Annotated in this window: 19 protein-coding genes; 9 read left to right on the forward strand and 10 right to left on the reverse strand. The window is 58.0% G+C overall.

Features of this window, described 5'->3' with window-relative positions:
• The first annotated feature begins 40 nt into the window (after positions 1 to 40).
• Positions 41 to 220, forward strand: a complete 180-nt coding sequence (locus tag QRN55_RS03920; protein WP_112498126.1) for a CsbD family protein — start codon at positions 41 to 43, stop codon at positions 218 to 220.
• A gap of 392 nt (positions 221 to 612) precedes the next feature.
• Entirely contained in the window at positions 613 to 1,125 is a 513-nt protein-coding gene (locus QRN55_RS03925; protein ID WP_112498125.1) for a DUF992 domain-containing protein, read from the forward strand.
• Positions 1,126 to 1,189: 64 nt separating this feature from the next.
• Here QRN55_RS03925 and QRN55_RS03930 read toward each other — a convergent pair whose 3' ends face one another.
• Positions 1,190 to 1,672, reverse strand: coding sequence for a pyridoxamine 5'-phosphate oxidase family protein (locus tag QRN55_RS03930; RefSeq protein ID WP_233137424.1), 483 nt, complete (start codon positions 1,670 to 1,672; stop codon positions 1,190 to 1,192).
• A 79-nt stretch (positions 1,673 to 1,751) separates the two neighbouring features.
• The gene (locus QRN55_RS03935) at positions 1,752 to 2,708 is read right to left on the reverse strand and encodes a LysR family transcriptional regulator (RefSeq protein WP_284775006.1); all 957 of its coding nucleotides are present in this window, start codon (positions 2,706 to 2,708) and stop codon (positions 1,752 to 1,754) included.
• A 142-nt stretch (positions 2,709 to 2,850) separates the two neighbouring features.
• Between QRN55_RS03935 and QRN55_RS03940 the strand changes: the two genes are divergently transcribed.
• From QRN55_RS03940 to QRN55_RS03950, 3 genes are all read left to right on the forward strand, one after another.
• Positions 2,851 to 3,684 carry an alpha/beta hydrolase fold domain-containing protein gene (locus tag QRN55_RS03940; protein ID WP_284775008.1) on the forward strand — a complete coding sequence of 278 codons (834 nt, stop codon included), beginning with the start codon at positions 2,851 to 2,853 and terminating at the stop codon, positions 3,682 to 3,684.
• A complete protein-coding gene (locus tag QRN55_RS03945) occupies positions 3,681 to 4,871 on the forward strand; it encodes an efflux RND transporter periplasmic adaptor subunit (protein WP_284775010.1) in 1,191 nt (396 codons plus the stop codon). Before QRN55_RS03940 ends, QRN55_RS03945 begins: the two co-directional genes overlap by 4 nt.
• 126 nt (positions 4,872 to 4,997) lie before the next feature.
• On the forward strand, positions 4,998 to 8,189 hold the full coding sequence (locus QRN55_RS03950; RefSeq protein ID WP_284775013.1) for an efflux RND transporter permease subunit: 3,192 nt from the start codon (positions 4,998 to 5,000) through the stop codon (positions 8,187 to 8,189).
• An 84-nt stretch (positions 8,190 to 8,273) separates the two neighbouring features.
• Here the strand turns inward: QRN55_RS03950 and QRN55_RS03955 are convergent, their stop codons facing one another.
• The 7 genes from QRN55_RS03955 to QRN55_RS03985 form a co-directional block, all read right to left on the reverse strand.
• Positions 8,274 to 9,011: a copper homeostasis protein CutC gene (locus QRN55_RS03955; RefSeq protein WP_284775015.1), complete on the reverse strand. Its 738-nt coding sequence runs from the start codon at positions 9,009 to 9,011 to the stop codon at positions 8,274 to 8,276.
• The gene (locus QRN55_RS03960; RefSeq protein ID WP_284775016.1) at positions 9,008 to 10,009 is read right to left on the reverse strand and encodes an ABC transporter ATP-binding protein; all 1,002 of its coding nucleotides are present in this window, start codon (positions 10,007 to 10,009) and stop codon (positions 9,008 to 9,010) included. The genes QRN55_RS03955 and QRN55_RS03960 overlap by 4 nt, the downstream gene beginning before the upstream one ends.
• A 15-nt stretch (positions 10,010 to 10,024) precedes the next feature.
• Positions 10,025 to 11,083, reverse strand: a complete 1,059-nt coding sequence (locus QRN55_RS03965; RefSeq protein ID WP_284775017.1) for a Gfo/Idh/MocA family protein — start codon at positions 11,081 to 11,083, stop codon at positions 10,025 to 10,027.
• Entirely contained in the window at positions 11,080 to 11,919 is an 840-nt protein-coding gene (locus QRN55_RS03970) for a carbohydrate ABC transporter permease (protein ID WP_284775019.1), read from the reverse strand. The genes QRN55_RS03965 and QRN55_RS03970 overlap by 4 nt, the downstream gene beginning before the upstream one ends.
• Before the next feature lie 10 nt (positions 11,920 to 11,929).
• A complete protein-coding gene (locus QRN55_RS03975; RefSeq protein ID WP_284775021.1) occupies positions 11,930 to 12,877 on the reverse strand; it encodes a carbohydrate ABC transporter permease in 948 nt (315 codons plus the stop codon).
• A 131-nt stretch (positions 12,878 to 13,008) separates the two neighbouring features.
• Positions 13,009 to 14,268, reverse strand: a complete 1,260-nt coding sequence (locus QRN55_RS03980) for an ABC transporter substrate-binding protein (protein ID WP_284775023.1) — start codon at positions 14,266 to 14,268, stop codon at positions 13,009 to 13,011.
• Positions 14,269 to 14,330: 62 nt separating this feature from the next.
• Positions 14,331 to 15,224 carry an N-acetylmuramic acid 6-phosphate etherase gene (locus tag QRN55_RS03985; protein ID WP_284775025.1) on the reverse strand — a complete coding sequence of 298 codons (894 nt, stop codon included), beginning with the start codon at positions 15,222 to 15,224 and terminating at the stop codon, positions 14,331 to 14,333.
• 207 nt (positions 15,225 to 15,431) lie between these two features.
• Here QRN55_RS03985 and QRN55_RS03990 point away from each other — a divergent pair, with 207 nt between their 5' ends.
• From QRN55_RS03990 to nagA, 4 genes are read left to right on the forward strand one after another with little or no spacing between them, the layout of a single operon-like run.
• Positions 15,432 to 16,319 (forward strand): glucosamine kinase nucleotide-binding domain-containing protein, encoded by an 888-nt coding sequence (locus QRN55_RS03990; protein WP_284775027.1) that lies wholly within the window; start codon positions 15,432 to 15,434, stop codon positions 16,317 to 16,319.
• Complete coding sequence (locus QRN55_RS03995; protein ID WP_284775029.1) at positions 16,316 to 17,080, forward strand: GntR family transcriptional regulator; 765 nt, start codon at positions 16,316 to 16,318, stop codon at positions 17,078 to 17,080. Before QRN55_RS03990 ends, QRN55_RS03995 begins: the two co-directional genes overlap by 4 nt.
• A 34-nt stretch (positions 17,081 to 17,114) precedes the next feature.
• Positions 17,115 to 18,137 (forward strand): SIS domain-containing protein, encoded by a 1,023-nt coding sequence (locus QRN55_RS04000; RefSeq protein WP_284775031.1) that lies wholly within the window; start codon positions 17,115 to 17,117, stop codon positions 18,135 to 18,137.
• Positions 18,134 to 19,294, forward strand: coding sequence for an N-acetylglucosamine-6-phosphate deacetylase (gene nagA, locus QRN55_RS04005; protein WP_502871291.1), 1,161 nt, complete (start codon positions 18,134 to 18,136; stop codon positions 19,292 to 19,294). Before QRN55_RS04000 ends, nagA begins: the two co-directional genes overlap by 4 nt.
• Before the next feature lie 357 nt (positions 19,295 to 19,651).
• Here the strand turns inward: nagA and QRN55_RS04010 are convergent, their stop codons facing one another.
• On the reverse strand, positions 19,652 to 19,798 hold the full coding sequence (locus QRN55_RS04010; protein WP_284775035.1) for a DUF1127 domain-containing protein: 147 nt from the start codon (positions 19,796 to 19,798) through the stop codon (positions 19,652 to 19,654).
• Positions 19,799 to 20,113: the final 315 nt, after the last annotated feature.

The raw sequence follows: 20,113 nt of genomic DNA on the forward strand, positions 1-20,113 counted from the left end.
GCGTCATCGTAGCAAACGCTTTGTATCGAAAGGATTTATCATGGATAAGAACCGGATCGAAGGTGCCGCTAAGGAACTCAAGGGCACAATCAAGGAAGCCGCCGGCAAGTTGACAGGCAACGGCAAGCTGGAAGCAGAAGGCAAGGCCGACAAGGTCGCGGGCAATACCCAGAGCGCGGTTGGCAAGGGCAAGGATGCCGTCAGGGATGCCCTGAAATAAGCTTTGATCCCAGCGCTCGGGCTCGCGGTAGCGCGGGCCAGAGCCCATCGAAGGTAAAACCACGATGTTCTTTTCGCTTCAATCCACCCCTGCGGTCGCTTCTCCCACACACTGTGCGACCGATGCCACTTTAAGGTGCCTTCTCGCTTATGGCGTTGGCCTTGAGGATTGCCGGATCAGTGCCGAGTTTTCAGACTGCGGCGTGATCCTCACGGGCCGCGCACCTTCCAAGGCGGCGGTCAGGACGGCGGTGAATATTGTCGCGGACTTCACATCGAGACCGGTGCACTCCTGCATTCAGGTTAAAGCACCAAAGTGATCATGGACCCCTTGTCAGGCTCTTGAGAGAGCAACTGACAATCGAGTTGAAATACACACGTTAGGAATTCAAGATGAAAAAGACGCTTATTCTCGCAATCGCCAGCACCCTTGCGCTCACTTCCGCCGCCTCTGCTGCAAACCACAGCAAAAAGCGCGCGCCAGAACAGGTCGCTACTCAGCCGAAAGAACGGTTGGGAACTCTGTCCTGTGAGGTCGCAGGCGGCATCGGACTGCTGATCGGCTCCAGCAAGGCTGTGACCTGCCAGTTCAAGCAGCGCACCGGCAAGGTCGAACGCTACACCGGCACCATCGGCAAGCTCGGCATCGACGTTGGCATCACCGGCAAGTCGTATCTCAGCTGGATCGTGGTCAATACGGCGCCAACGACCGTCGGTGAAGGTAGCCTCGCAGGCACCTATGTCGGCGCTTCCGCTGGCGCTTCGGTTGGCATCGGTCTCGGGGCAAACGCTCTTGTGGGCGGCAACTCCAAGAATTTCGGCCTTCAGCCATTGAGTGCTGAAGCCGGTACTGGCCTCAACGTCGCCGCTGGCGTATCCCGCCTTCAGCTGCGCAGCATGAAATAAGAAACGGGAGCGCACGATGGATGTCGTGCGCTCCCCTTCGTTTCACCATTAGATCGTCGTGGCGTCACATCTCGACCTTGGCATTCTCACCCATGTCCGGGCGGGTGTTGCTGACGGCGGCAGCGGCCATCTTGATGTAGCTGATGACGGTGCCGGGGCTATCCCAGTATTCGGCAAAGGACGGCGTCACCTTCAGGATGCGGATAGACGGATCGTCGGCATCATCCCACCATGCTTTCGCAGGCGTCGCCCAAAGATCGCGAATTTTTTCGCGGTCGTTTTGAACTTCGGCAACGCCTGATATCGATACGTATTTCTGGCCCTTTGAATCGGCAAAGGCGAGGCAGACATTGGGGTATCGCGAGACCTCTTCATCCTTATGGCTTGCCACATCGGTGAGGAAATAAAACGCGTTTTCGAGCTGCTCGGCATAGGCCGACATGGGGCGGGCGCGCAAATCTGCACCCGTTTGCGTGGTCAGCATGCAAAACCCGATTTTCTCGGCAAGTTCCCACACCTTGGTAATATCGTTGTTCGTATCGGCCATTCGTCGTCTCCTGTGTTGTGTGCAGCAAACGGTGGGGACAGAGCAACGTTCCACAAACTCCGCTACGACACTCAAACGACTACGCGACCTCCTGACGCTGCGGCACGTCGGTCCGTACCGGCAGTTCCAGCTTTCCGAGCGCGCTCCTGTGTAGAAGTTTGGCAAGCCAGTCCACGAAAACGCGGACCTTGTTTGTAACGTGCCTCGTTTGCGGATAGACGATGTAGACCGGCATCGGCTCGCGGTTCCATTCCGGCAACACACGCACAAGCTCGCCCCTCGCCATTTCTTCCCTGATCATGAAGGGTGCAAGCTGCGCGATGCCCATGCCAGCCAGTGCCGCATTCTGAAAGGTCCGGCTGTCATTGGCGGAGACGATGTAGCGCGGCGCAACCTCGACCGAACGTAAGCCATTATCGAAAGGCATCGTCATGATCTGGCCGGACGTGGCGTTGAGATATCCAACGGCAAAATGATCTTTTTCCAGATCTTCCGGCTGCTGCGGCATTCCGAAACGCGCAATGTACTCAGGGGACGCACAGGTGATGAACTCCAGATCGGCAACCTTGCGCGCGATGAGCGACTGGTCACGCGGCGTACCGACGCGCAGGGCGCAATCGACGTTCTCAACGATGTAGTCCACCAGCCGGTCGCCGACACCGAGATCGAGACGGATTTGCGGATATTGCTGATAGAATTCGCAGAGATTGGGGATGATGATATTATCGGCAAACGCCCCGGCCATTTCCACACGCAATTTTCCCGAGGGCTGCGTGTTGGTGTTGGACAGGCTGCCGTCCAACTCATCGATCTCCGATAGTATCTGCACGGCGCGTTCGTAATAGAGCGCGCCATCCGTTGTCAGCATGACCCGGCGTGTCGTACGGTTGAGCAGGGTCGTGCGCAAATGCGCTTCCAACCCCTGCACCATATTGGTTACGGTGGTCTTCGGCATTTCCAACGCGTTGGCAGCACGCGTGAAATTTCCCGTTTCCACCACGCGTGCAAACACGCGCATTGCAGCCAGTTGGTCCATCATGGCTCCTCTTGAGTCATTGTCCGTATTTTTGGAACAGTGTTTTCGATTTTAGCAACTTGTGTAATCTATCCCGAACAATAATATCTACATTAGAAATCACCGCAAGGGGTGGCTATCAATGGTCATCAAAGGAAACGAGATGACCAGCCAATGGCACACGATCGAATGTAGCGGCGCAACGCGCCCTCCGCTTTCGGTGCGCGTTTATAAGAAGGAAAGCGAAGACCGGACACCGCCTCTTGTGCTCTACTTACGTGGTGGCTCGTTTCTGGAACAGGGCGGTGAGTGCCCAGAATTGCCGGTTGCGCAAGCGTTGGCAGACAGCGGCGCAGTCGTGATTGAAGCGGATTATAGCACGTCGTCCTGCAACGAGTTTCCGGCCGTCATCGATTGTGCGTTCGAAGCGCTGGACTGTCTGAGCCGTAGCCGCAAACACTATGGTGGCGCCAAATCGCTGCTGTTTGTGGCCGGTGAAGAAGCAGGTGGCAATGTCGCCGCCGGTCTGGCGCTGAAAGCACGGGACCGGATGCCGGGAAAACTGGCGGGGCAAATCTTGCTCTCGCCGATGATCGACCCGCTGATGGCGTCCACGTCCTTCCGGGATGCAGACAAGATCGGCATGCGCCAGCGCTGGGCGGAGGGCTGGAGCCATTATCTGGCAAAGGCCTGCGGGTTCGCCCACCCCTACGCTGCGCCCTGCCTGTGCACACGGCTCAACCTTGTGGCACCGGCGTTGATATTCACTGCCGAGGACGATCCTCTGCGCGACGAGACCGTCAATTATGCCGGTCGTCTGAATGACGCAGGGGTGAAGGTTCGGCAGCATGTTTTCCCTGCCGGTTCCGGCTGGACAGGGCTTTATCGCGGCGAGGGTGGCAAATGGCTGTCAGCTGTTTGCGCCGAGTTTGCGGGTTTTGTTCAAGACCTAAAGCCCAAAATCGGCTCTGATCAGAGCCAGGAGAGAAACCCATGACGCTGAACAAAAAGCGCCGGGCCCTTGCGGGCGCCGGTATAGGCCTTGCTGTGTCCGTTGCTGCGGCAGCATTTCTGTTCGATCTTCCCATGACAACAGGTGCCGTCGCGGCATCGGGTCCTGCGGAAACACCTGCCATTCCGGTCACGGTCGCCGTCGTGGAAAGCCGTGACGTGACCCATTGGGAGCAGTTTTCCGGGCGATTGGAAGCGGTCGAGCGGGTACAGATCCGCTCGCGTGTTGCGGGTCAGATCCAGTCTGTTCACTTCCGTGAAGGTGCGCTGGTGAAGGCCGGAGACGCGCTTTTCACCATTGATCCAGCGCCCTACCAGGCAATCGTATCGGGTGCGGAAGCGCAGGTCGCTTCTGCCGAAGCCAAGGTCGGTCTTGCTCGAACGGAACTGGAGCGCGGACGCAGATTGTCCGATAACCGCACCATTTCGCAAAGCGATCTCGACCAGCGCCAAAGTACTGTGGCGGATGCCGAAGCACAATTGCGGGCAGCACGTGCCTCGCTGACAACAGCACAGCTCGATCTTGGTTACACGGTGCTGCGTGCGCCGGTTGCTGGCCGCGTTGGCAAGCTGGACATCACCGTCGGCAATCTCGTGGCTGCAGGCTCGACATCGCCTGCACTGACGACACTGGTGTCCGTCGATCCGATCTATGCCAGCTTCAATGCCAGCGAAGAAATGGTCGCAAAGGCACTGTCGCAGCTTCCGGTCTCGGACGGCGCGCTTCAGGCGCTGGAGCAAATACCGGTCGAAGTCGGCACCTTGGCTGACGAGGGAACGCCGATCAAAGGCACGCTGCATCTGATCGACAATCAGGTCGATAGCGCAAGCGGCACGATCGGTGTCCGCGCCGTCTTTGCCAATACGGATGGGCATTTGATCCCCGGTCAGTTCGTGCGGGTTCGCATGGGTGAGCCGAAGTCTGAAAACCGGATCGTCATCAGTGACCGCGCCATCGGCACAGATCAGGACAAGAAATTCGTCTTCATCGTCGATGGTGAGAACAAGGTGAACTACCGGCAGATCAAGCCGGGTTCTGCGACCGATGGCCTGCGCATCGTTGAAAGCGGACTTGCCGCCGGAGACAAGATCGTCGTCAACGGCCTTCAGCGCATCCGCCCCGGTGCAATCGTTGCGCCGCAGACCGAAGACAAGGTTGCGACTTCTCAGTAAGTATCTCGGCGGACCGCTTAAGGCCCGCCGACTCCAATGATCAGAACAGGAAAACCCGACTGCCGGTGGCCAATGCCACCGGAGCGGTTTTCTGCATCCAAATTCCACGCGGAGAGGGCTTACCTCATGAACATCTCCAGATTTTTTGTGGACCGGCCAGTCTTTGCTGGCGTGCTATCGGTCCTTATCGTCGTCGCTGGTCTCATCGGCATGCGCGCACTGCCGATTTCGGAATATCCCGACGTCGTGCCACCATCCATCGTCGTTCGCGCCACCTATCCCGGCGCGAACCCCAAGGTCATCGCCGAAACGGTGGCAACACCGCTGGAAGAGCAGATCAACGGCGTCGAAGACATGCTTTATATGTCCAGTCAGGCAACATCCGATGGCGTCATGACGCTGACGGTGACCTTCAAGCTGGGCACGGACCCGGACAAGGCCCAGCAATTGGTGCAGAACCGCGTGTCACAGGCCGAGCCGCGTTTGCCAGCAGAAGTCAGAAGCCTTGGCGTTTCAACCGTCAAAAGCTCGCCCGACCTGATGATGGTCGTGCATCTGGTTTCGCCCGGCAATCAATATGACCTGACATACCTGCGCAATTACGCCGTCCTCAACATCAAGGACCGGCTGGCGCGCATCGAAGGCGTGGGACAGGTGCAAATCTTCGGCGCGGGCGATTACTCCATGCGCGTCTGGATCGATCCGCAGAAAGCCGCCGAACACAATCTGGCGGCCAGCGATATCAGCAATGCCATCCGTGAACAGAACGTGCAGGCCGCAGCCGGCACCATCGGCGCCTCGCCAAGCCTGACGGGCGTCGATCTTCAGCTCAACGTCAATGCCCAGGGCCGCCTCTCAACACCGGAGGAATTCGGCAACATCATCGTCAAGAGCGGTTCGAACGGCGAAATCACACGCCTGCGGGACGTTGCTCGCGTCGAACTCGGTGCTGCGGATTACGCGCTGCGCTCATTGCTGGACGGTGAATCTGCCGTCGCCATTCCTGTCTTCCAGGCCCCCGGATCAAACGCCATCACCATTTCCGACCAGGTTTCTGCCACCATGCAGGACTTGCAGAAGGCGATGCCGCAGGGCGTGAAATACGAAATCGTCTATGACACGACGCAGTTCGTGCGTGCCTCCATCGACAAGGTCATCGACACGCTGCTGGAAGCCATCGCGCTTGTCGTCATCGTCGTCATCCTGTTCCTTCAGACATGGCGCGCCTCGATCATCCCGCTGATTGCCGTTCCGGTATCGATCATCGGTACATTCGCGGTCATGTATGTTTTCGGCTTTTCGATCAACGCGCTCAGCCTCTTCGGACTGGTGCTGGCCATCGGTATCGTCGTGGATGACGCCATCGTGGTGGTGGAAAACGTCGAGAGAAACATCGAAAACGGACTGTCTCCGCGTGATGCGACCTACCGCGCCATGAAGGAAGTGTCCGGCCCAATCATCGCCATCGCGCTGGTGCTGGTCGCCGTGTTCGTGCCGCTTGCCTTCATCTCTGGACTATCCGGCCAGTTCTACCGCCAGTTCGCGCTGACGATTGCCATCTCGACGGTCATCTCGGCCATCAACTCGTTGACCCTGTCTCCAGCCTTGGCAGCACTGCTGCTGAAAGGCCATGACGCGCCGAAGGATTGGCTGACGCGTGGTATGGATAAGGTTTTCGGCGGCTTCTTCCGTGGCTTCAACCGCGCTTTTGGTGCAGCGTCGAACGGTTATGGCAAAAGTGTCGGCGGATTGCTGAACCGCAAGAGCATCGTCATGATCGTCTATGTGGTTCTCGCAGGTGCGACCTACGGCATGTTCAATTCCGTACCGGGTGGTTTCGTGCCCGCACAGGACAAGCAGTACCTGATCGGCTTTGCGCAGTTGCCGGATGCCGCCAGCCTTGACCGCACGGAAGACGTCATCAAGCGCATGAGCGATATTGCCATGAAGCAGCCCGGCGTCGAACACGCGATTGCGTTTCCGGGCCTGTCCATCAACGGTTTCACCAACAGTTCTAACGCCGGTGTGGTCTTCGTTGGCCTCAGCCCGTTCGAGGAACGCACGACGCCCGAACTCTCTGGCGGCGCCATTGCCATGGCGCTCAACCAGAAATTCGGTGCGGTTCAGGATGCCTTCATCGCCATGTTCCCGCCACCACCGGTCAACGGTCTCGGCACAACGGGCGGCTTCAAGATGCAGATCGAAGACCGTGCTGGTTTCGGTTATCAACAGCTGGACGAAGTGACCAAGGCCTTCCTGGCAAAGGCCTATCAGACGCCTGAACTGGCGGGCCTGTTCTCCAGCTTCCAGATCAACGTGCCGCAGCTCTACGCCGATCTGGATCGCGCCAAGGCTGAACAGCTCGGTGTTTCCGTCACTGATGTCTTCGAGACGCTACAAATCTATCTCGGCTCTCTTTACGTCAATGACTTCAACGCCTTCGGTCGTACCTACAGTGTGCGAGTGCAGGCGGACGCGAAGTTCCGTTCGCAGGCAGACGATATCGGTCAGTTGAAGGTGCGCTCGGCGAACGGCCAGATGATACCGCTTTCGGCACTTCTGAAGGTGGATGCCACGACGGGCCCGGAGCGCACCACGCGTTACAACGGCTTCTTAGCAGCCGATATCAATGGCGGTCCGGCTCCGGGCTTCTCGTCCGGCGAGGCACAGGCCGCCATCGAACGGATCGCGGCGGAAACCCTACCATCGGGCATTGCTTACGAGTGGACGGATTTGACCTATCAGCAAATCCTGGCTGGAAGCTCCGGTTTCCTCGTCTTCCCGCTGGCCTTGCTGCTGGTCTATCTGGTGCTGGCTGCGCAATATGAAAGTCTGACACTTCCGCTTGCCATCATCATGATCGTTCCGATGGGCGTTCTGGCTGCCATGACCGGTGTCTGGTTGACAGGAGGTGACAACAACATCTTCACCCAGATCGGCCTCATCGTCCTTGTGGGTCTCTCGGCGAAGAACGCGATCCTGATCGTGGAATTTGCCCGAGAGTTGGAGTTCGAGGGACGAACGCCCGTTGCCGCCGCCATCGAAGCCAGCCGTCTGCGTCTGCGCCCGATCCTGATGACATCGCTCGCCTTCATCATGGGCGTGGTGCCGCTGGTGATCTCCACCGGCGCAGGTGCAGAAATGCGCTCGGCCATGGGTGTGGCAGTGTTCTCCGGCATGATTGGTGTCACCATCTTCGGCATCTTCATGACGCCGGTGTTCTACGTGCTGGTGCGCAAACTCTCCGGCAATCGTCCGTTGATCCAGCACAAGGAAGAGCCTGCGAATACAGACTACAAGATGGAAAAGGCAGTCTAACCCAAGCCGCAACTTGCCAAAAATAAGGCCGCGAGCTATCTCGCGGCCTTATTTGTTCGTCAAACAGAATGAGCGTTTTGCAGATCAACCGTTTGAGCCATTCAGGCGGGCTTTCATGGCTAGAACAATATCGACGCTGGTCCGCTTCATCCCCGAGATCGAAAACCCGTAGTCCTTAACAGCCGTATTTCCGTCTGGAATGCCGATGGAGCAGGAGGAGTGAATCTCTCCCACATCCAGCTGCGCCAGCAATGCATCGATCGTATCGAGATTGACGCCGGACCCGGGCATGATGGAAATACGCCCAGCCGCGACTTTCACCGACGCCTTGAGGTCGGCCAGGCCATCGATTGCAGAACGCGCACGTCCCGATGTCAAGATACGCTCGAAACCACAGGCCACGGCAACCTCGATGGCTTCGGACAGATCGGGCACGAGATCGAAGGCGCGGTGCAGGGTTCTCGGCACAGAACCCACAGCGTCTGACAACCGCGTCATAGCCTCGGCATCCAGTTGCCCATCAGGCCGACTTACGCCGAACACGACGCCTGACAGACCGCAGGAGGCGGCAAAGAGGATGTCGTCTTCCATGACGGCAAGTTCGTCTGCACTATAAACGAAGTCTCCGACGCGTGGCCTGATCATGGCATAGCAGGGAACGGAAGACCGTCCCGCGAGGGTCATCAGGCCGGGAGACGGCGTCAGGCCGCCAACGGCGAGCGCGCTGCACAGTTCTATGCGATCAGCGCCGCCTTCAATGGCAGCCTGAAGGCCCTCGACATCATCGACACACACTTCCAGCAAGATGTCCGCACGGCTCATTTGATAACGTTGCCGCCTGCGTCGAAACGGTGCGTGGCAGTTCCAGTGTGAGAAGCAAAGACGACATCGTCGGGCGCATAGGCATGTTCGCCGAACAACCGCACAGTCAGAAGCCCGACCGTATCGCTTTCGAGATAAACGATGGTATCGGCGCCAAGATGCTCAACATGCACGACCTTGCCCGCCCATGTGCCGGTGTCGCGGGACAGCGAAATATGTTCGGGACGGATGCCGAGTGTCTTGTATCCGCTCTCACCAAGGCGATCCGCATCGATGAAGTTCATCTGCGGCGAGCCTATGAAACCTGCGACGAACAGATTGGCCGGCTTGTTGTAAAGCTCCATCGGCGAGCCGACCTGCTCGATACGGCCTGCGTTGAGAACCACGATCTTGTCTGCCAGCGTCATCGCTTCGACCTGATCATGCGTGACGTAGATCATCGTCGCCTTCAGGCGGCGATGCAGCCGGGCGATTTCAAGGCGGGTCTGCACCCGAAGGGCCGCATCGAGATTGGATAGCGGTTCATCGAACAGGAACAGGGTTGGTTCCCGAACGATGGCACGCCCGATGGCGACGCGCTGGCGCTGACCGCCGGAAAGCTCAGCCGGGCGGCGTTGCAGGTAGGGCTCGAGCGACAGCAGCGAAGAGGCCTTCGCAACCCGCGTGTCGATTTCAGCTTTGGGCGTCCCTGCCTGCTTCAGGCCAAGCCCCATATTGTCCTTGACCGTCAAATGCGGATAGAGCGCATAGGACTGAAACACCATCGCGATGCCGCGCTTGGCGGGCGGGACAGCCGACACTTCACGACCGTCGATGATGATTTCGCCGGAGCTGATATCCTCAAGCCCGGCTATGGTGCGCAGAAGCGTTGACTTTCCGCAGCCGGAAGGGCCAACGAAAATCACGAACTCGCCGTCCTTGACCTCCAGATTGATGCCTTTCAGCACATCGACGGTCCCGAAGGATTTAGCGACGGATTTCAGTGTCAGATTACCCAAACGAAGTCTCCAATATCAAAGATCGACCATGCGGCCAGTGCGTGCACTCTCGTCTGCCGCAAGGCAAATGCGCAGGGACTGCACGGCATCGGTCATGTGTCGGTCGAGGTCGATGTCTTCAAGAATGGCTTTGAGCACATAGGCCTGCTCACGGTCGCACAGCTCCTGATGACCGGGCTCACCGGCCATTTGCAGAAACTGGTCCGGCTCGAGGAACTGGCCATCCGCGCCCGTCTGCGCCTTGTGCAGACGGATCGTCGAGGTCTTGGTGTGCGTGTCGATGTCGTCGGATTTCGCGTTCGGGTCCATGACGATGGAGACGCTGCCTTTGGGTGACATCACATCCTTCACGAAGAACGCTGTCTCCGAAATCATCGGTCCCCACCCGGCCTCGTACCAGCCGATGGAGCCATCGTCGAACATGACCTGCAGATGACCGTAATTATACATATCCGGTGCGATCTCATCCGACAGGCGCAGGCCCATGCCGCGGACCGACACCGGCTTGGCATCGGTGATCTGGCACATGACATCGACGTAATGGACGCCGCAATCGACAATCGGCGGCGTGGTTTGCATCAGCGCCTTGTGCGTTGCCCATGTCTTGCCGGAAGACTGCTGATTGAGGTTCATGCGAAAGACGTAGGGACCGCCCAGCTCACGGGCAAGCGAGATCAGCTTCATCCATGAGGGATGATGGCGCAGGATATAGCCGACGACCAGCTTGCGGCCATTGGCGCGGGCGCAGGCCACCACGCGTTCGGCATCTGCCACCGTCGTTGCCAGCGGCTTTTCCACAAAGACATGGCAACCGGCCTCCATAGCCTTGATCGCAAAGGCCGCATGGCTGTCGGAATAGGTATTGATCGAGCAGAGATCAGGCCTCAACTCTGCCAGAGCGTCATCGAAAGATGGCAAAACGCTGTGGTTCGAAAGCGGTGCTGGCAGGTCAGGGGTCGAGCGGTTGACGAGACCGACGATCTCGAAGCCCGGATTTGCGGCATAGGCCAGCGCATGGCTCAACCCCATATTGCCCAGACCGGCGACCAGAACCTTGAGGGGGGGCGCACTCATTTGACGGCTCCTGCCGTGATGCCACGGATCAATTGTCGCGAGAAGATCGTGTAAAGAACAAGCACCGGAGCGATGGCCAGCGAAAGCGCCGCCAGCACCGCGTTCCAATTCGTCACGAACTGGCCGATGAATATCTGTGCGCCCAACGTGATGGTTTTCGTCGCTTCGCTGGGTGCAAGAATGAGCGGAAACCACAGGTCATTCCAGATCGGGATCATGGTGAAAACCGCTACCGTCGCCATGGAGGGACGGATGAGCGGGAGAACCAGCCGGAAGAATATCTTGTATTCTGAGAGACCATCGATACGCCCGGCGTTCTTGAGGTCATCGGACACGGTGCGCATGAATTCCGACAGAATGAAAATCGCGAGCGGCAGGCCCTGCGCGGTGTAGACCAGTATCAGCGCAGTCCTTGTATTGACGAGCCCCGTCGCCACCATGCCCTGGAGAATGCCGATCGTGCCGAGGCGAATGGGGATCATGATGCCGAGCGCCATGTAAAGCCCCAGCAGCGTGTTGCCCCTGAAGCGGTATTCGGACAAGGCAAATGCCGCCATTGCCCCGAACAGCAACACCAGCGCAATGGAAACGATCGTCACGATCAGCGAATTCTGCATGTAGTGCACGAAATCGCTTTGCCCGAGAACCGTGACATAGCCGACAACATCGAATGTTGAGGGCAATGGCGGCTGCATCGGATCGCGGAAAATCGCATTTCGCGACTTGAACGAATTCATGATGGTCAGCACGACCGGAAACAGCGAAATTGCGGTGTAGGCCAGAAGGACCGCGTGCGCGGACGCTGTGCGGACCAGTGAGGAACGTGCGTTCGACATCTCTTTCTCCTCAGAACTGATAACGGCGCATACGGCGCTGAATGGTGAAGAGATAGAAGCTGACACCGGCCAGAATGATGAGGAACATCACGGCCGCGATGGCCGCCCCCATGGATCGATCACCGAGTTGGAGCTGGAAACCGAAGAAGGTGCGATAGAGCAGCGTGCCCAAAATATCGGTGGAGCCATCGGGCCCGGCGAGTGCCCCTTGCACGGTGTAGATCAAATCGAAGGCGTTGAAATTGCCGACGAATGTCAGAATGGAGATGATGCCGATTGCGGGCAGGATCAGCGGAAGTTTGATTTTCCAGAACTGGCTCCAGCCGGTGATGCCATCCATCTCGGCAGCCTCGATCACCTCGTCAGGAATGTTGAGAAGTGCTGCGTAGATCAGCATCATCGGGATGCCGACATATTGCCACACGGAAATCAGCGACACTGCAATCAACGCGGAATTCGGTCGTCCCAGCCACGGCGCAAACAGAAACTTGAGATGCACCATATCGAGCAGCGTCGGCGCGATGCCCCACAGAGGCGACAGGATCAGCTTCCAGATGAAGCCAACGATAACGAAGGACAGCAGCGTCGGCAGGAAGATGGCGGTGCGGTAAAACGCCGAAAAACGAAGCTTGGGCAAAGACAAGAGCGCCGCCAGCGCAACGCCGATCGGGTTTTGCACGAGCATATGGATGATGAAAAAGTAGATGTTGTTGACCAGCGCATTCCAGAAACTGACGGACCATCGATCCTCCAGAAACAACGCCCTGAAATTATCGAGACCGACGAAAACGCGCTGTCCGTCGATTTCGCGGAAGAAGGAGAGCCACAGGGTGCTGCCCAGTGGCAGGATCATGACGGCGGTATAGACCAGAAACGCCGGTAGCATGAAGACGATGATGTGCCACCGAAACGGCCGCCGGATCGATCTTTGGTCGCTTGAAGTCACATCGGGGTTCATGGGGTCGGTCCGGGGTGTTGGGAAAAACAAGATCGCTGATCTGCGCAAACGGTACGCCGCACGTGTCAGATAGCAAACGTCCGCAAGGCGTGGCATGGCGGTGTTTAGACCGCCATGCTCTACGCGATGCGTTACTTCGCAGGCTTGTACCAGCCGTCGAGACCCTTTTGCAGCTTTTCAGCTGCCACTTTGGGCGTGTCCGTTCCGTTGATCACGTTTGCGGATTCGACCCAGGTATCGTTTTCAAGATTGGGCGTGCCGCGCGACAGGATCTGGTAGGTCGAGCGGATCGTCGGTTTGCACTTTTCGCGCCACGACACGAATTCCTGTGCAAGCGGATCGGCCATCTTTACCGCCGTCTTGTTCAGGCTGAAGAAGCCCGGCAATGCGTTGGCGTAGAGATCGGCAAATTCTGCCGACGAAACCCATGTCAGGAATTTGGCGGCTTCTGCGGCGTGTTTCGATTTCGCGTTTACGCCCATGCCGATGTCGGTGTGGTCGGAGATGTAGCAAGCATCGCCTTCCTTTTCGACCGGAGGCGGGAAAGCGCCCATCTTGAACTGAGCCTGCGTGTTGAAGCCGGATATTTCCCAGGAACCTGCCGGATAGATCGCAGCGCGACCAAGCGTGAACAGGTTCTGGCTATCAGGATAGGTCTGCGCTTCAAAACCGTCGCCAAGGTAGTCCTTCCACTTCGCCAGCACTTCGTAAGGCTTGACCCAGTCGGCATCCGTCAGCTTCTGCTCGCCCTTGATCAGAGCCAAGCGGCCTTCTTCACCCTTCCAATAGTTGGGACCGATGTTCTGGTAGCCCATGGTGGCGGCTTCCCAGAGGTCTTTGGTGCCCATGGCCATCGGCACATAGGTGCCGTCCGCCTTGATCTTGTCGAGCGCGGCAAAGAACTCGGCCTGTGTCTTCGGAACCTCAATCTTCAGAGCGTCGAAAGCGTCCTTATTGTAAATGAAGCCGTGGATGACCGAAGCCATCGGCACGCAGAATGTGGATGCGCCATCGTCCGTGGACCATGCGGATTTCGCGACATCCGAAAAGTTTTCCATGCCGGGGTTCTTGGTCAGATCACCGAGATAACCCTTCTTGAACAGCTCAAGCGAGGCGTCGAACGGGCGGCAAGTGATGAGATCGCCAGCGGAACCGGATTCCAGCTTGGCATTGAGCGCAGCATTATACTCCGTTGGCGCCATAGGCTGGAAGTTCAGCTTGATGCCGGGGTTCTTGGCTTCGAATGCCGGAATGAGCTTGTCTTTCCAGATCGCCAGATCGTCGTTACGCCAGCTTTCGATGGTCAGCGTCACGTCTGCGGCGGATGCGATGCCGGAATAGCTTACAAGACTTGCGCCCAGCAGCAGCGCCTTGGTGAGATTACGGGTCATTTTCTTATTCTCCCTCTTGGTGTCACGCCGCAACGACGTGCATTACTTGTGATTTTCCCAGTTTATCCGCCGATCGATTGAAGCGCGCGCCTGACGTTGTGGCCGCTTTCCTTCAATATGCTTTCAGCTGAATTCTTGTCTTTTGCACCTGCGGCGAGCAGGATCGCGACCTTGACCGAACCGGACGCCTTTTCCACCAAACGTCCGGCCTCTTCGACCTTGATCCCGGCGATGCCGGACACGATACGGGCCGCGCGCGCAACGAGCTTGATATTATCGGCACGCAGATTGACCATATAGCCATCATGAACATGCCCGAGGTGGATAGCCATCAAAGTCGAGAACATGTTGAGCGCGATCTTCTGCGCCGTTCCGGCACCCATGCGTGTTGAACCGGACACAAATTCCGGCGGCGTTTGCAGCAGGATCGAAACATCTGCACCGTTAAAGAGTTTCGCCTGCGGATTGTTGGCGATGGCCACGACCTTGGCCCCCCTTGCCCGCGCGACGTCGGCAACAGCCAAAGCATAGGGCGTGGAGCCGCTGGCAGAGATGGCCACGACGCAATCGCCTTCACCGATGGAAGATTCGGCGTCGAGCCTCGCCTGCTCGACATCGTCTTCGGGTCCGCCGGGCATATCGGACAAATTGCTCGTTCCACCCGCAAATAGGATTGCGATCTGATTACGCCCGATGCCGTAGGTTCCCGGCAACTCGAGAGCATCAGCCATCGCCATCAGACCGGAGCTTCCAGCGCCTGCATAGACGAGACGGTGTCCACTAGCGATGGCATCGGCGGCGATCTTTGAAGCTACGGCAATGGCCTCAAGCGAAGCATCGACCGCCCTGGCGGCATCCTGCTGACCGGCACTGAGGAGCGCCAGGACATCACTCGGCACCATCGTGTCGAGGCCCTTCGCCTTCTCATGCAAACCTTCGGTGCCGCCTGCGTTCATTCAAAAACTCCCTCGGGCGAATTTAATGCCAAAAAAATACCAATTGTCCAGCAACTTTTAACAAGAGGTTTATTTCTGGCAGCTGAAATTCACTTTCTCGTCGTCAATGCAATGAATTTGCTCGATAATTTTTAATGGTTTTGAATTTTCACTTTGCCCCTTGGAAATTGGTATTTTTTTGGTATCTTCTTTCCAGGAGACAGTTTCATGCAGCGATATCTGGTGGGAGTCGATGGCGGCGGCACGAGTTGCAGGGCAGCTGTTGCAGATGTGAACGGCCAAATACTGGGCCGTGGCAAAAGCGGTGCGTCCAACATCATGAGCGCGCCCGATCAGGCGATCCTCAACATCACCGAGGCGACACAGGCTGCCTTTGTGGACGCTGGCCTTGATCCACACCATTTGAGATATGCATCCGCCTATCTTGGCCTTGCCGGCAACAATGTCGAAAACACCGTCGCTTATGTCCTGCCACGCCTGCCATTTGCACAGTCGACCATCGAATCCGACGGACTGATTGCGCTTCAGGGCGCACTTGGCGATGGCAACGGCGCGATCGCCATCCTCGGCACCGGAACAATTTATATTGCCCGCACGGGCACGGAAATCCGCTCCATCGGCGGCTGGGGTTATCATCTGGGCGATCTGGGAAGCGGCGCGCGGTTGGGCCAATTGGCCTTGCAACACAGCCTGCTAGCTTATGATGGTATTAGTCCCAGCACACCGATGACTCGCGCCCTTCTCGATGAGTTCGACGGCGTCCCACAAAAGATGGTGGCATTCTCGCAGGCCGCGAAGCCGGGCGATTTCGGTCGTTACGCGCCTCGCGTCTTCGAATTTGCCACAAATGGTGACGAGGCCGCACTTTCGATACTGCATCAATCCGCTGCCTCCATCGATGTGGCGCTGGATCGCGTGGCAGAGATAACCGGTGGCGGAAGGCTTTGTCTGCTGGGTGGCCTGTCCGGTCTCTATACTACCTATCTTTCCCCCCGGCACCGGCAACGTTTGGTCGCGCCCGCAAGTGACGCACTGTCAGGTGCGATAGCACTGGCAAAGAGTGCCTTCGCCGACCATCAGCGAGGTGCAGCATGATAGCGGCACTTTCGGAATTCCTGTCCCCTGATGATCTGCAAACAAGCGGATCAGGACCGCTCTATCTCAGACTGCGTCAATCGCTGGAAGATGCCATTCTCTCCGGTAAGCTGGGGCACGGGCAAGCGCTGCCGCCGGAGCGCGATCTGGCAGAGTTCGCCAATGTCAGCCGCGTCACCGTGCGCAAGGCGGTGGATGATCTCGTCAAAGACGGGTTGTTGTCCCGTCGTCATGGCTCCGGCACATTCGTCATGAAACCGGTGTCGAAGCTTCAGCAACCGCTGTCCAGGCTGACCTCGTTTACGGAAGATATGGTCCGTCGCGGTTATGTCACGCGCTCCGAGTGGTTGGGTCGCGGCCTTTTCCATCCGTCCTCCGATGAGATGATGATGCTGGGCCTGAAGGTGGACATGATGGTGGCGCGGCTGGAGCGGCTGCGTATCGCCAACGAATTACCGCTCGCCATCGAACGCGCCAGCCTCGCCTCCGACATTCTGCCCGATCCACATGCCGTCGACGCTTCGCTCTACGCCGAACTTCACCGCACGGGGTTCAAGCCCGTTCGCGCCGTACAGCGTATCTCTGCCTGTAATGTTGCCCGCGAAGATGCCGCTCTGCTTGCGGTCCCGGAGGGATCGGCAGGGCTGGCCATAGAGCGGATTTCCTATCTCGCTTCCGGGCGCGTGGTGGAACTGACGCGCTCGCTTTATCGCGGCGATGCCTATGATTTTGTAGCTGAAATGACCCTGACGGGTGGCTGATGTGCCGCCTGACACGACATTGAAAGAGAATGCCATGCCGACGCATATGCGCCAAGAAATAGATGAAATTCCCGAGGCCGCTGCGCGACTGCTCAGCAGATCGGACGCATCGCTGAAAGCCGCGGGCAAAGCACTGCGGGAGCGCGACCCGGCGTTTCTCATCACCATCGCGCGCGGCTCTTCCGATCACGCGGCGCATTTTCTCAAATATGCCATCGAGCAACAGGCGGGCCGGGCCGTCGCCTCGATCGGGCCGTCGCTGGCCTCGATCTATGGCAAGACGCTGAAGCTGGATCAAGCCGCCGCGATTTCGATTTCGCAGTCTGGCAAAAGCCCTGACATCGTCGCGCTTGCGCAGTCTGCCGCCAGCGCCGGGGCATTGACGATTTCGCTCACCAACACGCAGCCATCACCGCTTTCTGGGGCATCCGCTTATGCTATCGATATCAATGCGGGTCCTGAACTGGCCGTCGCTGCCACGAAATCCTTCTTCAACTCCGTGCTCGCCGGCCTTGCCATTCTGGCCGAATGGACGGCGGATGAGAGCTTGCAGCGCTCCATCCAGCAATTGCCGGAAACGCTGACGAAGGCGGTTGCGCTCGATTGGAGCGATCTGGCGTCGGAACTTGGCGAGGCGGAATCGCTCTATATGCTGGGGCGCGGGCCGTCGCTTGCCATAGCAAGCGAGGCTGCTCTGAAATTCAAGGAAACATCGGAAATGCACGCGGAAGCATACTCCAGCGCCGAGGTGCATCACGGACCCGTTGCGCTGGTGGACCGTCGCTTCCCCATCATTACCTTCGCGGCACGCGATGCAGCACTCTCATCCGTCCTTGCGACGGCTGACAGTCTAGCCGAACAGGGCGCGCTTGCTTTCATCACGGCAGATGGTGGTGCCCATGCGCGCCGCCTGCCCTTCGTGGAAACCGGCCATCCCTTTACCGATGCGCTTGCCCTGATCATCCCCTTCTATGGTTTCGTCGAGAGCTGGTCGCGTGCAAAAGGCTTCAACCCGGATGCGCCCGCAGCCCTCAAGAAAGTGACGGAGACACACTGACAATGGTGACAGCACTGACCCATGCCAGAATATTCGACGGCGAGCGCTGGCATGACAACAACGCCCTGCTGATCGATGGCTCCAAGGTTGCTGGCATCGTGGCGAAAGACGACGTCGCGCCCGGCACAGAGTTGGTCGATTGCGCCAATGCGATCATCGTCCCCGGTTTCATCGATCTCCAAGTAAATGGCGGCGGCGGGGTCATGCTCAATGATGACAGGTCTGTCGATGGCATCGCCAGGATTTGCGCAGCCCATGCCAGGTTCGGCACGACAGGCTTGTTGCCGACGCTGATCACCGATACGCCGGAGATCACCGCTGCCGCCATCGAAGCCGGTCTTGAAGCGCAGCAGGCACGCGTTCCCGGCTTCCTCGGCCTGCATCTGGAAGGACCTCACCTCTCGCTCGCCCGCAAAGGCACGCACCATCCAGCGTTGATCCGACCCATGGAAAATGTGGATCTTGAACGACTTCTCGCCGTCGCCAACCGGTTCGAAACGCTGATGATCACGGTTGCACCCGAAAACGCGACGCTGGAACAGGTGAAAGCACTTGCCGAGGCTGGCTTTGTCGTCAGCCTGGGCCATACCGATGCGCCCTATGAAACGGCAAGAGCCTATGCCGAGGCGGGCGCTAAGGTCGTCACACACCTGTTCAATGCCATGAGCCCGCTGGAAAACCGCTCACCCGGACTGGTTGGCACAGCGCTTGATCTCGGCCAGCTCTCGAGCGGCATTATTGCGGACGGTTTTCACGTCCATCCCGCATCCATGGGCGCTGCCATCCGCGCCAAGCGTGGACCGGGCCGGATTTTCATCGTCACCGATGCCATGTCGACCATCGGAACCGATCTGGACGGCTTGACGCTAAACGGGAGGCAGATTTACCGTAAGGACGGACGTCTGACGCTGGCTGACGGTACGCTTGCCGGTGCCGATATCGACATGTTGTCGTCGGTACTTTTCGTTCACAGAACACTTAGACTCGATTTCGAGGAGGCCGTGAGGATGGCAAGCCTCTACCCTGCGCAGGCAGTGGGAATTGCAAGCCGCAAAGGCCTGCTGACATCGGGATATGACGCCGACTTCGTCGTTCTCGATACTGATTTTCAAATGAAAAGCACATGGATTGGCGGCGAGCGCGTCTTTGAAGCTTAGGTACGGCTTAAACGCCCCTGGCTATGGCTCCAGAAACGAAAAAGCCTGCCGCGGGAGGAGGTGCGGCAGGCTTTTCGAAAAGAACCGAACAGCAGCTGGGAGGAGGAGTGCTGCTGTTCCGACAGACGTCCCTGGGAGGAGGAGTGGGCCGTCTGAATTCGAAGCTCTGCGGGAGGAGGTGCATCGCTTCGATGAGTTCAATGTACCTTTTTTTACCGCCCAATAAACAGACGACATTGCAGCGCAGCCATGCAAAAACGTTATATCACTGCATTACCAACCGTATCAAAGAGGCAGAAACGAAAACGCCTGCTTCATCAGCGGGCGTAAAACAAGTCAATCAGTCAGATAGGGCGATTAGCGACCGACAGATGCGCGGGCGACAGTGTGGATTTCAGAGCGGGAGATGCCGAGGTCCTGCAACTCGCGAGAGCTCATACGACCCAGTTCGGTTACGGTCTGACGATACTTGCGCCAATTGTTGAAAGAGCGTGCTACGTTCATGATGATCCCCTTTCGTGAGGTCTCTTGACGCCAGCAACCTTGCTTCGGTTCCAACGTCGTTTCGATGGTTGATATATAGCGCACAGGTCCTTTGACGATAAGACACAAGGCGTCAGGGCCGCCATGCGACAGGCGCATAGGTCTGAAAAGAGACATGCGCGGGACTTTTCCACCCTTCCGAGTTCAGCCCACACAATCCGATGTTATCATACATCTTATACTTTAAGATATGTTGACATAGGCTGATTTCGCCCATACCAATAGTATCTAGCCGAAGGAGGATCGGCTGATCTTTACACAATCACAGTAACGCTT

This window comes from Agrobacterium sp. lyk4-40-TYG-31, from assembly GCF_030209855.1.
In the GTDB taxonomy this organism is placed as follows: Bacteria; Pseudomonadota; Alphaproteobacteria; order Rhizobiales; family Rhizobiaceae; genus Agrobacterium; species Agrobacterium vaccinii.